General features: G+C 33.8%; 12 protein-coding genes. 11 read left to right on the plus strand and 1 reads right to left on the minus strand.

Annotated elements, in window-relative coordinates; translation table 11 throughout:
* Position 1: 1 nt before the first annotated feature.
* Positions 2 to 1,000: a tRNA (adenosine(37)-N6)-threonylcarbamoyltransferase complex transferase subunit TsaD gene (gene tsaD, locus WMO19_RS04500; protein ID WP_349170365.1), complete on the plus strand. Its 999-nt coding sequence runs from the start codon at positions 2 to 4 to the stop codon at positions 998 to 1,000.
* 36 nt (positions 1,001 to 1,036) lie between these two features.
* On the opposite strand, the gene WMO19_RS04505 is transcribed toward tsaD, so the two are convergent.
* The gene (locus WMO19_RS04505; RefSeq protein ID WP_349170366.1) at positions 1,037 to 2,554 is read right to left on the minus strand and encodes an oleate hydratase; all 1,518 of its coding nucleotides are present in this window, start codon (positions 2,552 to 2,554) and stop codon (positions 1,037 to 1,039) included.
* Between the two features lie 98 nt (positions 2,555 to 2,652).
* Here WMO19_RS04505 and WMO19_RS04510 point away from each other — a divergent pair, with 98 nt between their 5' ends.
* The 10 genes from WMO19_RS04510 (at position 2,653) to purD (ending at position 15,476) form a co-directional block, all read left to right on the plus strand.
* Positions 2,653 to 5,544 carry an insulinase family protein gene (locus WMO19_RS04510; RefSeq protein ID WP_349170368.1) on the plus strand — a complete coding sequence of 964 codons (2,892 nt, stop codon included), beginning with the start codon at positions 2,653 to 2,655 and terminating at the stop codon, positions 5,542 to 5,544.
* 11 nt (positions 5,545 to 5,555) lie between these two features.
* Positions 5,556 to 6,335: an inositol monophosphatase family protein gene (locus WMO19_RS04515; RefSeq protein ID WP_349170369.1), complete on the plus strand. Its 780-nt coding sequence runs from the start codon at positions 5,556 to 5,558 to the stop codon at positions 6,333 to 6,335.
* Between the two features lie 140 nt (positions 6,336 to 6,475).
* Positions 6,476 to 7,393, plus strand: coding sequence for a Ppx/GppA phosphatase family protein (locus WMO19_RS04520; protein WP_349170370.1), 918 nt, complete (start codon positions 6,476 to 6,478; stop codon positions 7,391 to 7,393).
* Positions 7,371 to 9,515: a polyphosphate kinase 1 gene (gene ppk1, locus WMO19_RS04525; RefSeq protein ID WP_349170372.1), complete on the plus strand. Its 2,145-nt coding sequence runs from the start codon at positions 7,371 to 7,373 to the stop codon at positions 9,513 to 9,515. The genes WMO19_RS04520 and ppk1 overlap by 23 nt, the downstream gene beginning before the upstream one ends.
* 399 nt (positions 9,516 to 9,914) lie before the next feature.
* Positions 9,915 to 10,595: a phosphoribosylaminoimidazolesuccinocarboxamide synthase gene (locus WMO19_RS04530; RefSeq protein WP_019124589.1), complete on the plus strand. Its 681-nt coding sequence runs from the start codon at positions 9,915 to 9,917 to the stop codon at positions 10,593 to 10,595.
* Between the two features lie 9 nt (positions 10,596 to 10,604).
* Entirely contained in the window at positions 10,605 to 11,081 is a 477-nt protein-coding gene (gene purE / locus WMO19_RS04535; protein WP_019124588.1) for a 5-(carboxyamino)imidazole ribonucleotide mutase, read from the plus strand.
* An 11-nt stretch (positions 11,082 to 11,092) separates the two neighbouring features.
* A complete protein-coding gene (gene purM / locus WMO19_RS04540; RefSeq protein ID WP_316718828.1) occupies positions 11,093 to 12,124 on the plus strand; it encodes a phosphoribosylformylglycinamidine cyclo-ligase in 1,032 nt (343 codons plus the stop codon).
* Positions 12,108 to 12,710 (plus strand): phosphoribosylglycinamide formyltransferase, encoded by a 603-nt coding sequence (gene purN, locus WMO19_RS04545; RefSeq protein WP_349170374.1) that lies wholly within the window; start codon positions 12,108 to 12,110, stop codon positions 12,708 to 12,710. Before purM ends, purN begins: the two co-directional genes overlap by 17 nt.
* Before the next feature lies 1 nt (position 12,711).
* On the plus strand, positions 12,712 to 14,223 hold the full coding sequence (gene purH, locus WMO19_RS04550) for a bifunctional phosphoribosylaminoimidazolecarboxamide formyltransferase/IMP cyclohydrolase (RefSeq protein WP_349170376.1): 1,512 nt from the start codon (positions 12,712 to 12,714) through the stop codon (positions 14,221 to 14,223).
* Positions 14,224 to 14,231: 8 nt separating this feature from the next.
* Positions 14,232 to 15,476, plus strand: coding sequence for a phosphoribosylamine--glycine ligase (gene purD, locus WMO19_RS04555; RefSeq protein ID WP_349170377.1), 1,245 nt, complete (start codon positions 14,232 to 14,234; stop codon positions 15,474 to 15,476).
* The last annotated feature ends 92 nt before the right edge of the window (positions 15,477 to 15,568 follow it).

The following is a 15,568-nucleotide window of genomic DNA, read 5'->3' on the forward strand; positions in this document are numbered from 1 at the left end:
GATGAAAGTTTTGGCAGTGGAATCATCATGCGATGAAACTTCAGTTGCCGTTGTGAAAGATGGTCGCGAAGTTTATTCAAATGTAATTGCATCCCAAATTGACACTCACAAAAAATTTGGCGGAGTTGTGCCTGAAATTGCATCAAGGCAACATGTTGAGGCTATAAATACAGTCTTAAAGGAAGGACTTGACCAGGCGGGCGTAAAGCTAGAAGATATAGATATTATTGCAGCTACAAAGGGACCAGGTCTTATTGGTGCACTTTTAGTTGGACTTAGTGCAGGGAAGGCTCTTGCACTTGCTACAGGCAAGCCCTTTGTTGGAGTTAACCACATAGTTGGTCATGTGTGTGCCAATTATATTTCCTTTAGGGATTTAGAGCCTCCTTTTATTGGTCTAATTATTTCTGGTGGTCACACTTATTTAATTGAAGTTAAGGACTATGTTGACTTTACTCTTCATGGAAGGACTGTTGACGATGCAGTGGGAGAAGCCTTTGACAAGGTTGCAAGGTCCCTTGGTCTTGCCTATCCAGGTGGACCACTAATTGATGCTCTTGCAAAAAAAGGAAAAGAGACAATTGAATTTCCAAGAGTAATGATTAAAGAGGACAATTATAATTTTTCCTTTAGCGGACTTAAGACAGCCGTCCTAAATTATTTAAACAGCACAAGGCTTCGTGGCGAAGAAATTGTAACAGAAGATGTGTGCAAGTCCTTCCAAGAGGCAGTAGTTGATGTCCTTCTTGAAAAATCCTTTAGACTTGCAAGGGAAAAGAAGATGGATAAAATTGTTCTATGCGGCGGAGTTTCTGCCAACTCAAGAATTAGAGAGGCCTTTGAAGAAAGGGGAGGAGAAGAAAATATAAAAATTTTCTATCCTGAACTTAAACTTTGCACGGACAATGCAGCCATGATTGCATCAGCTGCCTATTACGAATACATGGCAGGAAAAGTTGATGAAGAAAATTTTGCAAATCCTAACTTAGGCTTAAAGTAGGTTTGCAAAAAAATAAAAAGTGCATTCCTGCACTCTTTATAAATTATTTATAAATTTTAAAATTTCCATCTTAGAAAGATTATTTTCAAAAACTTCTAAGTGGTCAATGCCCATGATGTCGTGGGCATTTTTTATGCCTTCTTGCACTAATTTTTCTACAGAATAAAGTTCTCCAAAGTCAGAATTTTTAGAAGAGATGAAAAATAAATTGCAAATTTTATTTATATTTCTCTTGTAACTTTCGCCAGGGATTTTTTTGTAGTTTTCAAAAACTGAAATGCTTACATTTTTTAAATTAAACCTTAAATCTGCATAGTTTTCTTCCAAGTTAAAAAGCTTAATTAGTGCGAAAAAGAAGTCTTCGCCATTTAAGGCTTTAAAAGCATCACCTACGAAAATGGAATTTTTATTTGGATTTAAAATTTTTAAAATTACCTCATTGCCAACAATTTTTGCAGAGATGCCAGACTTTACTTTGAAGATGAAAAAATCATTATCTTGCAAATTTTTCTTTAACTTCTTTATAAAAGAGTCGTCAGAAAATTCTAAACTGACAAATAAAATTGATGAGTCTCTAGTCTTTCCCTCGATTTCCTTGTAAATATTTTGTGCAGAAAAATTATTTTTTGAAATGTAGCTAGATAAAATTTTTTCAGGAATGTTAGTTGTGTTTCCCAATGCCAAATTTGACAGATAAGTTGGAGATTCAATGGAAATAATGTCCTTTAAATCAGTTAAAACTTCTTCGACTTGCTCATTTTTTTCAAAAGTTAGTTTATCTACATAATTATCTTTAGCATTGAAGTCGATAAACTTATAATCGTCATAAAAGTTTACACCAAGCTCAATTAAATAGTCCCTTAAAAATTTATAAATTCTATCTGTATCCAGATCAAAATAAGATTCTGAGCCTATAAAATCTAATAAAGCTTCCTTTAATTCATGAACAGGAGAAGTTGACTTCAAGTTGTAGATGCTAGCCAAGTAATAAAATAAATTTGAACTTAAAAAGTCGGTGAACAAGAAGTATTGTTCAAGGGAAGTTTTATTATCTAACTCCATGGGATAAAGCATTAGCTTGTATAATTTCTTTTTGCTTGCCTCGTCTACATGGCACAGATCAGAAAATTTATTTAAAGACAAGTCCAAAAGCATGGGCTTTTCTTTTTTTGCAATTTTTTCAGAGATTTTATTTAATTCATCTTCATCTAAAATATTTTTCAACACTTCATAGGTGTTTTTAAAATTAAATTCTGAAAACCTATTGTCAAAGGTTTTATAATTATTTTCGCCTTCCTTTATTTTTACAAATTCGTTAAAGTTCTTAGTGTAAATATTTATATTAAGTGGCGATAAATTTGCGTGATTTATAAGAGCGTAGGCAAGGGCTAAATTTCCAAAGCCGTCGCCAAGTAAGTAAGCTTTTGAGTTTTCGTCGCGATTAGGCATTAAGACTTTTACATCATCATCGGAGACTTTTTTTGCAGCAAAAATGGCAGCAGAAATTGTTGCAGCTGCAATAGCTAATTTTTTGATGTCATCTTTTCTTGACATAATCTCACCTCGATTTAATTTTACCCAATTTTTACAAGACTTAATTCAATTTGTTAAATTGTTTTTTTACAAGTATAATAAGGACTGGAGGGATTAACTTGAAAAATTATAAATTAATCGAAGAAAAATATATAGACGAAGTTGCATCAAATTGCAAGGTCTATTCTCATATAAAAACTGGCGCAAAAGTATTGACACTGGAAAATAATGACGACAACAAGGCCTTTGGCATAGGCTTTAGAACACCACCTGAAAGGGGAAATGGAGTTTGCCATATTGTTGAGCACTGCGTACTTTCTGGCTCAAGAAAATTTAAAACTAAGGAGCCCTTTATGGATTTAATAAAGTCATCACTGCAAACTTTTTTAAATGCCATGACTTTTCCAGACAAGACAATTTATCCTGTGTCAAGTCGAAATGAAAAGGACTTTTATAACTTAATGGATGTCTATTTAGATGCAGTTTTTTATCCAAGCATCTATGAAGAAGAAAAAATATTTCTACAAGAAGGTTGGCATTACGATTTAAAAAGTGAAGATGACGAATTAAAATATAATGGCGTTGTCTACAACGAAATGAAGGGAGTTTATTCTTCATCAGAAAATATTGTATCCGATGCCATGATATTTAATCTTCACGAAAATTCATCCTATGGAGTGGACTCTGGTGGCGACCCAAAATTAATACCAAGCCTTTCCTATGAGGAATTTAAAAATTATCACAAAAAATATTATCATCCATCAAATTCCTACATCTACCTCTATGGAAATCAAAATATGGAAGAGGCACTTGATTTCATAGACAAAAATTATTTAGCTGACTTTGATAGACAAGAAATAAATTCACAAATAATTTTAAATGATGAATTAAAGGATACTAAGGATGTTGAAATTACTTTTTCTGCTTCAAAGGAAGAGATGAAGGAAAAAATCGACTATCTTTCCAAGGGTTGGACTATTGGCTATGCTAATTCAAAGATGGATGTCTTCATGCGTGACCTTTTGGCTGAACTTTTAATTGATGCCCAAGCTGGACCACTTAAAAAGGCAATTCTTGAGGCAGGACTAGCTGAAGATGTTTATTCAGAAACTTCATCCTCACTTCCACTGGACCTTTCCATTGTCCTAAAAAATACTGACGCAGATAAAAAAGATGAGTTTTTAAAAATTTTAGATGAAACCTTAAGAGACTTAGTGGAGAATGGTATTGACAGAGATCTTCTTGAAGCAACTTTAAATAAATTTGAATTTATCTTTAGAGAAGGCGGCGGCACACAAAAGGCAATAATTTATTATATAAGGGCCCTAAACTCATGGCTTTACGATCAGTCACCACTGGATGCCCTATATTACAATGATGTTTTATCTGAAGTTAAGGAAAAACTTGATGACAAGTTCGTTGAAAATTACATCAAGGAAAAATTAATTGACAACAATTATTCTGTAAACTTATCTGCAAGACCTGAACTTGATAAAAATGAAAGAGAAGAAAAAGAATTAAGGGAAGAACTAAAAACTTTAAAGGAAAAAATGACTAAGGAAGAAAGGGAAGAAGTCATTAAAAAAAGCCTTGAACTAGAAAAATATCAAAGCCAGGAAGACTCTCTTGAAGCAAAAGAAACTATTCCATCTCTTGAACTTTCTGACATTGACGAAAAAGTCACAGACTATGAATTGGAAGAAGATAAAATTGGAGATGTGCTTTACCTAAAGTCTAATCAAGAGACAAATGGCATTGTCTACACAACAATTTCTCACGATATTTCCTTTGTTGAAAAAGATGAAATAGAAACAATGTCTCTTCTTCTATCCTTAATCGGACTAATTGACACGAAAAATTATTCTTACGAAAAATTAAATAACGAAATTTATAAATCAACTGGTGGCATTAGCTTTAATCCAACTGTCTATGTTGACTCCAAGGACAAGGAAAAGTATTCTCTTAGAATGAACATCAAGATGAAATCAACGGCAGACAATGTAAAGAGAGGTCTTGAAATAGTTGAAGAAATTATGAATAATTCACTTCTCGATTCAAAAAAGAGAATTAAGGAACTTTTAAACATTTTGAAGTCAAGAGTTGAGTCCACTATGCTACAAAATGGACATCAATTTATAATTTCAATTTTAAAATCATACTACTCAAGGGTTGCAGACCTCCAATCTCACATAGGGGGACTTGATTATTATGACTTCATGAGAGATTTAGTGGAAAACTTTGAAGACAGATGGAAAGAATTTGAAAAAGATTCTGAAAAAATTTATAAGAAATTATTTGTAAGAGATAATCTAATAATTTCAACAACGGGAAATATTTCTGACTTAAATAAAATTAAGGATGACTTAAAAAATTATATAGAAAAATTAGAAGTTAAGAATGTAAAGCCTTGCTCATATAAATTTAAAAGTGACAATAAAAATGAGGGCTTCTACACAACTTCCAATGTAGTCTATGTGTCAAAGGGCTACGACCTTGAAGAACTGGGCATAAAATACACAGGAGACCTTACAGTTCTTGCCAACATATTAAATTCATCCTACCTTCACAACGAAATTAGGGCAAAGGGTGGAGCCTACGGTGCAGGTATTACCATTGGAAGAAATGGCGACATGGCAACTTACTCCTACAGAGATCCAAATTTGAAAAATACTGTAGAAGTTTATGATAGCATAGGAAAATTTGTTGAGAATTTAAAAATGTCAGAGGTCTACTTAAAGGACTTTATCATCGGCTCTATGAATGCCTTTGACCCACTTCTATCACCAGAACAAATTGGAGATATAAATTTATCAAGATTTATAACTGGACTCACAGCAGAAGATATAGAAAAATCTAAAAAAGAAGCCTTGGAAACTAAGGTAGAAAAATTAAATTCCTATGGAAAAATATTTGATAAGGCCATGAAGAAAAATTATCTAGCAGCCTTTGGCAGTGAAAGTATAATAAGAGTTGACGGAGACCTATTTAAGGAAATTAAATCAATTAAATAGTTGGAGGATTTATGCTAAATTATCCAAAAATATTAGAAAAAATTGAAAAATTAATGAAAGAGGCGGGAGAAATTTTCTTTGATCTTGATCCAAAAAATAATTTCGAGATGAAGGGCAGAAATGATTTCGTCACAGAAGTTGATTTTGAAGTGCAAGAATTTTTAGAAAAAAATCTTTTAAATTTAATTGAGGGCTCCAACCTCTTGGCAGAAGAAAAGGGCAAGTCCAGTGAAGACTTAAGGGACTACACTTGGGTCTTGGACCCCGTAGACGGCACGACAAATTTAGTTCACGGCTTTAACCATTCTGTCATAAGCCTTGCACTTTTAGTAAAATCAGAAATTGTTCTTGGAGCAATTTATGATCCCTTTAGAGATGAATTTTTCTCTGCAATTAAGGGTCAAGGTGCAAAACTAAATGGTGGTGAGATAAAAGTCTCTCCTGATAAAAATTTTTCAGACACCCTAATTGGAGCTGGCACTGGTGGAGGCAGAGCTGGTCGTTCTAATGAGACCTTTGAAATGCTGAGATTTATCTTTGATAGGACCAATGGCATAAGAAGGCTTGGCACTGCTGCCCTAGAGATGTGTTATGCAGCTTGTGGCAGGTACGATGCCTTTATAGATGATGCTCTTAATCTTTGGGACTATGCTGCTGGCAGCCTAATAGTTAGAGAGGCAGGGGGCATTGTCATAAATATGCATGGCGAAGAAGTCCACTGTGAAAAGCATGGCGGCATAATTTGTGGCAACAGACTGGCAGTTGAAGAACTGAAAAGATTTATATATTGAAGCACGGCTTATGCCGTGTTTTTTTTACTTTTTAAAAGACAATAAAGGGGATATAATTAAAATAAGAAAATTTACATATAATAAAGAATAATTTTACAAAAAATTTACAATTTAAGACTAAGATATTTAAGAGGGGATTTATGAGACACGCAATAGTAGATATAGGTTCAAATACAATAAGGCTTATTGTCTTTGATATTGAAGAAAATAGCAAAAATTTTAAAAAAGTTTTAAACAAGAAGTACACTGCAGGACTTATTACTTATGTGCATGATGGCGAGCTTTCAGGCAAGGGAATAAAAAAACTTATAAAAACTCTTGCCAGCATAAAAAATATTGTCCTTGAACTTAATGTGGACACTTTTTCGCCCTTTGCAACGGCTTCACTTAGAAATTTGGAAAACACTGAAGAAGTCCTAGAAGAAGTAAAAAGAGAACTTGACATTGACATTGATGTCTTGGAGCAAGTTGACGAAGCCTTCCTTGGCAATGTGGGCATAAGAAGTGAAATAAGAGTAGATAGGGGAGTTACTATTGATATTGGTGGTGCCAGTACAGAAATAGTTTATTTCGAAGTAGATGGACCTCAAGAGTTTATCAACTTAAAGACTGGTTCACTGCTTCTTTTTGGAGAAAATGTATCAAGAATTTTACCAAAGAAAAGTGAAATTCGTTCAATTGAAAAGGCTGTTCTTCGAGAAATTAATTCCTCACATTTTTCTGCTAAATCAAACAAATTAATAGGAATTGGTGGAACTATAAGGACAACTGGTAAGGTAATTGCAGATTTGTGGTCTTCAGATGAAGAACATTTTACTTTAAAGGATATCTACAAGCTCCTTGATCTAATTAATGATAGGAACACTGAGACTATTAGGTCCATTATTAGGATTAATCCTGCCCGAATACACACCTTAATCCCTGGCATAATTATTTTAAAAACTGTAATGGAAAAACTTGGAATAAATGAAATCCAGGTTTCTGACAATGGTCTTAGAGAAGGTTATTTAATTTATAAAGTATTGGAAGGTAATAATGAAATCTTATTTTCAAAATAGAGAGCTGTCCTGGCTCAGATTTAACGAGAGAGTTTTATTAGAAGCAACTGAAGATAGGGTACCAGACCTTGAAAAATTAAAATTCGTCAGCATTTTTGTTTCAAATTTAGATGAATTTTTCATGGTGAGGGTGGGATCTCTTCACGATCTCTCTTCTCTAAAAAAAGAAGTTAAAGACAACAAAACTGGCATGAGTGCAGAAGAACAAATCAATGCAATTTTAAATGCCTTGCCAGAAATGTACAGAGAAAAAGATGAAATTTTTAAAAATGTAAGCGAAAGTTTAGAAAAGTCCAACATCAAAAAGTTAAAATACAGTGATTTAAATATAGAGCAAAAAAAGTTTGTGGAAGATTTTTACATGAAGAGAATTGACCAATTGGTCTCTCCTCAAATTGTTGACTTAAATCATCCCTTTCCTTTTTTAGAAAATACTAAGTTATATGCCTTTGCCCACCTTGAAAAGAACAAAGAAAAGGTCTTTGGAATAGTTCCTGTAAGGAATACTTATCCAAAATACTTACTTCTTCCTGGTGAAAATGTAGAGTACATTTTGATGGAAGAAATTATCTTAAATCAAATTGATCAAATTTTTAAAGAATATAAAATTTTATCAAAGAACATAATTAAGGTGACTAGAAATACTGACTTTGTCGATGACAGAGACACTTGGGAAGAGTTTGACGACTACACTGAATACATGAAGAGCATATTGAAAAAGAGAAAGAGGCTTAATGTAGTAAGGCTTGAATCAGAAGGCAAGCTTTCCAAGCAGGCTCTCAGCTTTTTGCTAGAAAAAATTGAACTGACTGAAGATGCTTATTTCCCTCTTGAGTCACCTCTCAACATGAAATATGTTTTTTCTTTAATCGATGAAATTCCACAGGCAATAAAGAGCAAGCTCTTGTATAAAGATCTGATTCAATATAATCCTGCTGACTTTACAAGAAGTGTAATTGAAGATGTAAGACACAAGGACAGGATTTTGTCCTATCCTTATGAAAGTATGGACACCTTTTTAAGTCTGTTAAAGGAAGCAGCCAATGATCCAGACTGTAAATCCATAAAAATTACAATTTATAGGCTTGCGAAAAATTCCAAGGTTGTTAGATATTTGACAGAAGCTGCACAAAATGGAAAGGAAGTAACAGTTTTTGTAGAATTAAAGGCAAGGTTTGATGAAGAATCAAATATAAATTATGCTAATATCCTTTATGAAGAAGGCTGCAACATTATTTATGGCTTTAACAAGTATAAGATGCACTCAAAAATTTGCCTAATCACCTTTAGAAATCCTAAGACAGAAAATTTGAATTACATCACTCAAATTGGCACAGGAAATTATAACGAGTCAACTGCAAAACAATACACAGACTTTTCACTAATGACTGCAAGCCCAGAAATTGGTCTTGATGCCACAGACTTTTTCAAAAATATGTCCATAGGAAACCTAGACGGCAAGTATATGCACCTCTTGCAGTCGCCAACTACATTAAAGACTGGCTTAATGCATCATGTGGAAAGCGAAATTGCAAAAGGGGAAGATGGTTATATCCTCTGCAAATTTAATTCCCTAACTGACAAGGACTTCATCGAAAAATTTATCGAAGCTTCACAAAAAGGAGTAAAGGTGGATTTAATAATCAGGGGAATTTCTTGTCTACTTCCTGGTATAAAAGGTCAAAGCGAAAACATAAGGATTAGATCAATCGTTGGAAGGTTCTTGGAACATCCTAGGGTATATGTCTTTGGAAAAGAAAATCCAGTGATGTATATATCTTCTGCAGACTTGATGACTAGAAATACAGAGAACAGGGTGGAAATAGCTACGCCAATCCTAGATTCAGAAATAAAAGAAAGAATTTTAAAATATTTGCAAGTCCAAATGGAGGACAATGTTGGTGCAAGACTTATGAATAGCAGCGGTGAATATGAAAAAATAAAAGATGATGGCGAAAAAATTTCTTCTCAAAGTTACTTTGTAAAGGAAGCAGAAGAAAAGAACTTTGCTGCAAAAAGCAAAGTAGAAAAAATAATTGTAGAGAGAGGAAAAGCAGAAGATAAGGAAAGTGAAAAGAGGGAATCTTTCTTCGGCAAACTATTAAAAATCTTTAAAAAATAAAATTATTTTACTCTCGGTGATTCTGGGAGTATTCTTAATTCCAAAAGCTGTTAAAAATTTTAGGAAAATCTAAAAGAAAAATTTTTACTTAGTCTTTACTCAAAATTTTTATCAAATATACACTTTTTCATTAAAATTAAGGCAATCCTATTTGTTACATCCACAGGTGTGACCAGCTTAACAAGTTTTGAAAAACTATTGACAATTAAAAATTAAATTGTTAATATCTAAGTGGCTCATATTTTGAGTGAAAGTGTGCCTAGGGATCCGGGCTTTGCCAAGGACCGAGCGGTACGGATACTTTTTTTAAGTATCACACCTTAGGGAAAAAAGCCCAGAGGGGTAGGTTTTACAAAAATCTGCCTCTTTGGGCTTTATTTTATTTTACTGGAGGAAATTATGAAGACTATTTACCAAGGAAAAACTAAGAATGTTTTAGAAGAAGATGGAAGATGTTATCTACAATTTAAGGATGATATGACAGGAACTGACGGAGTTTTTGATACTGGTGGAAACCAAGTAGCTGGTAGTATTGAAGGTGCAGGAAAAGAGTGTTTAAAAGTTACTAAATACTTCTTCGAAAAAATTAACGAAGCTGGAATTAATACTCACTACATTTCTGCAGATGTTGATAATAATTTAATGGAAGTAAAAAGAGCAAAGGTTTTTGGTAAAGGTCTTGAAGTTATTACAAGATTCAAAGCTGTAGGTTCTTTCTACAGAAGATATGGTCTTTATGTTGAAGAAGGTCAAGAACTTCCTGAATATACTGAAATAACTTTAAAGGACGATGGAAGAGACGATCCTCTAATTACAAAGGAAGGTCTTGTTGTTCTAGGCATTCTAAAAGCTGAAGAATATGACAAGATTGTTGAAATGAATAAAAAAATCGCTAATGTTGTTAAAGACATTTTAGCTGAAAGTGGACTTGATCTTTACGATATCAAATTTGAATATGGTAGACTTGAAGGTTCTGACGAAATCGTACTAATTGACGAAGTAAGTGGTGGAAACATGAGAGCATATAAAGATGGCAAATATGTAGAACCACTTGAAGTTTCAAAATATTTAAACATTTAAGGAGTAAAAATGAGAGTATCAATTATAATGGGTTCAATTTCTGACAGAGAAATTGCAGATAAGATTGTTGCAAAATTAATGGAATTTGGAATTGAGTATGACGCCAAAGTAATTTCTGCTCACAGAGCCTTAAATCAATTGCAAGATTATGTTAAAAATGCTGAAGATGAAAGCCAAGTTTTCATCTCAATTGCAGGCAAGGCTGCTCACCTTGGAGGTGTAATCGCAGCTCTTACTACTAGACCAGTTATCGGAGTTCCTGTTAAGAGTTCTACTCTTGACGGACTTGATGCACTTCTTTCCACTGTTCAAATGCCAAGCGGCGTACCAGTTGCCACAGTTGCAATAAATGGTGGAGAAAATGCTGCAATTTTAGCAGCAGAAATTTTAGCTATTTCCGATGATAATTTAAAGGAAAAGTTAAAGAAATTTAGATCTGATATGTCAGAAAAAATTGCAAACACCGATTATGTTTACGAAGGATAAAAGGAGCGGAGATGGCAATTAATTATAAAGATGCTGGCGTAGATGTTGATGCCGGTCAAAGAGAAGTTGAATTAATTAAAAGTATTGTTGCAAAAACTCAGTCAAAGGATGTTTTATCATCCCTTGGCGGTTTTTCAGGTCTTTTCAATTTAGATTTAAGTGAAATTAAAAATCCAGTTCTTGTTAGTGGAACTGATGGAGTTGGCACAAAGGTTATTTTGGCTCACATGCTTAATAAGCACGACACTATTGGTATCGACTGTGTTGCTATGTGTGTAAATGATATTTTATGTCAAGGGGCAAGGCCACTTTTCTTCTTGGACTACATTGCTACAGGCAAATTAGTTCCTGAAAAAATGGAAGAAATTGTAAAGGGTGTTGCTGAAGGATGTATTCAGTCTTCTGCATCACTTATTGGTGGAGAAACTGCAGAAATGCCTGGTGTTTATCAAGAAGACCAATATGATCTTGCTGGTTTTGCAGTTGGAGTAGTTGATAAAGATAAAATTATTGATGGTTCAAGCATTAAAGAAGGAGACCTTATTTTTGGACTTTCTTCTAATGGAATCCACTCCAATGGGTATTCTCTTGTTAGAAAAATTGTCTTTGATCACTGCAAATTTGATTTAAGCGAAAAATTTGATGAACTTGACTCAACACTTGGTGAAGAACTTTTAAAGCCAACTAGAATTTATGTAAAGGAAATTCTTGAACTACTAAATCTTGTTGATATCAAGGGCATGAGCCATATAACTGGCGGTGGTTTTTACGAAAACATTCCAAGAATGATTCCAGATGGACTTTGTGCAAAAGTGGACGCATCTGTTGTAGAAACTCCAGAAATTTTTAAACTTTTAAAGAAGTGGGCAGATCTTAAAGACAAAGATATGTATTCTACTTTTAACATGGGAGTTGGACTTACTTTTGTTGTAAAAGAAGATGATAGAGATAAGGTCCTTGATTTCTTTAAAGATAGCGACTTAAAGCTTTATGAACTTGGAAAAGTTGTAGCTGGAGAAGATAAAATTGAACTTAGCTTCTAAAAATATTGCAGTTTTAATTTCAGGTGGTGGCACAAATCTTCAAGCCATCATTGACAATACAAAAAATAATTATATCAATGGAAATATAAAAATTGTCATTTCTAATAGAGAAGATGCTTATGGACTTACTCGTGCAAAGAATGCAGGCATAAAGGCTGCAGTGATAAAGGACGACGAAAAACTTATAAGCACTTTATCTGAAAATAAAATTGACTTAATTGTTCTGGCAGGATATTTAAAAATCTTGCCAGAAAAAATTACTAAAATTTATGAAAATAAAATAATAAATATTCATCCATCACTAATCCCTGCCTTTTGTGGTAGGGGTTATTATGGATTAAAAGTCCATGAGGCCGTCATCAAAAAAGGTGTAAAATACACTGGTGCCACTACTCATTTTGTAAATGAAGGTGCAGATGAAGGTCCTATTATCATACAAAGAATTACTGAAGTGGGAGAGGAAAGTCCTGAAGAACTTCAAGCAAAGGTCTTAAAGATTGAGCATGAAATTTTGCCTCTTTCTGTAAAATATTTTTGCGAAGATAAGTTAAAAGTTGTTAATGGAAAAGTTGTGATCGGAGGTTAGTATGAGAGCACTTATTTCAGTTTTTGACAAAGAAGGAATTGTTGAATTTGCAAAGGAACTTGCAAATAGAAATTGGGAAATCATTTCTACTGGCGGAACTTTCAAAAAGTTAAAGGATGCAGGAATTGATGTTATATCTGTGGATTCTGTCACGGGTTTTCCAGAAATTTTAGATGGGAGAGTAAAGACTCTAAATCCAAAAATTCACGGCGGAATCTTAGCTAGACGCGACATAAAAGAGCACATGGAAACTTTAAAGGATGAAGAAATTATGCCAATTGATATGGTTGTGAATAATCTCTATCCTTTTGAAGAAAAGCTACTTGAAAAGGCTGACCACGAAACTATGATTGAAAACATAGATATTGGCGGTCCATCTATGATTAGGGCTGCTGCCAAAAATTATAGAGATGTCTTTATTGTAACTGATCCAAGTGATTATGAAGAGGTACTTAATAATTTAGAGGGAGATAATTTAGAATTTAAAGAATATCTTGCAAAGAAGGCCTTTAACTACACTGCTCACTACGATGCTGTTATTTCAAATTATTTCTTAAAGAGACTTGCTGAAGAATTTCCTAAATATATTAACAAGTCCTACAAACTTTCTGAAGAATTGAGATATGGTGAAAACCCACATCAAAAGGCAGCTTTTTATGAAGATTCTTACACACCAGATAAGGTTGAATATAAGGTACTTCATGGAAAACAAATTTCCTACAACAACTTAAATGATATGTATTCTGCTTTAAATGCAGTTGTAAACTTCGAAAAGCCAGCTGCAGTTGCAGTTAAGCACACTGACCCATGTGGAATTGGTACAGGGAAAAATCTTGAAGAAGCCTTCCTTAAGGCCTATGAATGTGACGACGAATCAATTTTTGGTGGCATCATTGCCCTTAATAGGGAAGTTGACGGAAAAACTGCAGAACACCTTTCAAAGATTTTCCTTGAAATTGTAGTGGCACCAAGTTTTTCTAAGGAAGCCTTTGAAATTTTGACTCAAAAGAAAAATATAAGGCTTGTAGAAATTCCTGAATTCCAAAGACTTTATGAAGGTGGAAAGAGATTTAAACAAGTTTTAAACGGAATTATAATCCAAGATTCAGACGATATAGTTTGGGAAGAGGAAAAACTTTCCTTTGTATCAAATAGAAAGCCAAGTGAAAAAGAACTTGAGGAATTAAAATTTGCCTTTACTTGCTGCAAGACAACTTTCTCAAATTCAGTTGTCATTGCAAAAAATGGCGGAACCCTTGCCCTTGGTCAAGGTGAAACAAAGAGAGCTTGGGCTGTGGAAGAGGCAATTGATAGGGCTGGAGAAAAGGCAAGGGGAGCAGTTCTTGCATCTGATGGATTTTTCTTTAGAGATACAATTGAACTTCTTTATAAAGCAGGCATTGATGTAATAGTTCAGCCGGGCGGCTCTGTAAAAGATCAAGAAGTTATTGATTATGCAAATGAGCATGATATTTGTCTTGTCTTTACTAATATAAGACATTTTAGACACTAGGAGGACAAATGAAGGTACTTGTAATTGGAAATGGCGGAAGAGAACACGCACTTGCATGGAAACTTAGTGAAAGTAAAAACGTTGATAAAATATTCATGGCAAGGGGAAATGGCGGCACAGAAGATTTTTGCGAAAATCTAGACCTTGATCCCAAGGACATTCATGGACTTTTAAAGTTTGCTCATGAAGAAAAAATTGATTTAACGGTAGTTGGTCCTGAAGATCCACTTTGCCTGGGAATAGTAGATGCCTTTAAGGAAAAGGGATTAAAAGTTTTTGGTCCAAACAAAGACTGTGCAAGATTTGAAAAGTCAAAGGAATTTACAAAGAAATTTTTGGAAAAATATTCAATTCCAACTGCAAAATACAAAAGTTTTGAAAATTATGACCATGCAATTGAAGGCTTAAGTGAATTTTCTTATCCACTTGTTGTAAAAGCTGACGGACTTTGCCTAGGTAAGGGCGTAATAATTTGTCAAAACTTAGAGGAAGCAAGGGACGCTCTTCATAAAATATTTAAGGATAAAATTTTTGGCGACGAAGGAAGCACTGTTGTCATAGAAGAATTTTTGACAGGGGAAGAAGCTTCTGTACTTTGCCTTGTATCAGACAACAAATTATTTCCACTAGAAAGAGCCAAGGACCACAAGCAAATTTTTGATGGCGACAAGGGTCCAAACACTGGCGGAGTAGGAACTTATTCACCAGTAGCAGCAAGCAAAGAACTAGAAAAAAATCTTCAAGTAATTTATAGGCAAATAGAAGATGGACTAGATAAAGAAAAATTAACTTACTCAGGGATTTTATTTATAGGCTTTATGATTGAAGAAGACAAGCCAAAAGTTTTGGAATTTAATGTGCGCTTTGGCGATCCAGAGACAGAAGTCCTAATGCCAAGACTTGACTGTGACTTATTTGAACTTTTAAATAAGACAATTGATGGAAAATTAAAAAAAGAAGACATCAAGTGGAAGAACGAAACTTGCCTAACAGTTATAATGTGTTCAGGTGGCTATCCAGCTTCCTATGAAAAGGGTAAAGAAATTTCTGGACTTGATGATGTAGACAAAGACATAATAGTTTTCCACAATGGAACAAAAAAATCTGATGCTCTCTACACTAATGGCGGCAGAGTCTTATCAGTGACAGCTTTAGGCAAAAACTTAGAGGAAGCTCGCAAGAAGGCCTACGATAATGTAGCAAAAATAAATTTTGATGGAGCCTACTTTAGAAAAGACATTGGTACAAAATAAAATAATAATATTTAAGATGCTGTGATAGAAATTCATAGCATCTTTTTTTCTTGCAGAAAAAAATTTTTGTATTAAACTATAAGAGGTGATTA

It is taken from the genome of Peptoniphilus hominis (ex Hitch et al. 2025), assembly GCF_040096015.1.
GTDB classification, from domain to species: Bacteria; Bacillota; Clostridia; order Tissierellales; family Peptoniphilaceae; genus Peptoniphilus_A; species Peptoniphilus_A hominis.

Bases quoted from the DNA above. Each gene is read 5' to 3' on its own strand.
- tsaD (WP_349170365.1), top strand. From the start codon at position 2: ATGAAAGTTTTGGCAGTGGAATCATCATGCGATGAAACTTCAGTTGCC.
- WMO19_RS04505 (WP_349170366.1), bottom strand. From the start codon at position 2,554: ATGTCAAGAAAAGATGACATCAAAAAATTAGCTATTGCAGCTGCAACA.
- WMO19_RS04515 (WP_349170369.1), top strand. From the start codon at position 5,556: ATGCTAAATTATCCAAAAATATTAGAAAAAATTGAAAAATTAATGAAA.
- WMO19_RS04520 (WP_349170370.1), top strand. From the start codon at position 6,476: ATGAGACACGCAATAGTAGATATAGGTTCAAATACAATAAGGCTTATT.
- ppk1 (WP_349170372.1), top strand. From the start codon at position 7,371: ATGAAATCTTATTTTCAAAATAGAGAGCTGTCCTGGCTCAGATTTAAC.
- WMO19_RS04530 (WP_019124589.1), top strand. From the start codon at position 9,915: ATGAAGACTATTTACCAAGGAAAAACTAAGAATGTTTTAGAAGAAGAT.
- purE (WP_019124588.1), top strand. From the start codon at position 10,605: ATGAGAGTATCAATTATAATGGGTTCAATTTCTGACAGAGAAATTGCA.
- purM (WP_316718828.1), top strand. From the start codon at position 11,093: ATGGCAATTAATTATAAAGATGCTGGCGTAGATGTTGATGCCGGTCAA.
- purH (WP_349170376.1), top strand. From the start codon at position 12,712: ATGAGAGCACTTATTTCAGTTTTTGACAAAGAAGGAATTGTTGAATTT.
- purD (WP_349170377.1), top strand. From the start codon at position 14,232: ATGAAGGTACTTGTAATTGGAAATGGCGGAAGAGAACACGCACTTGCA.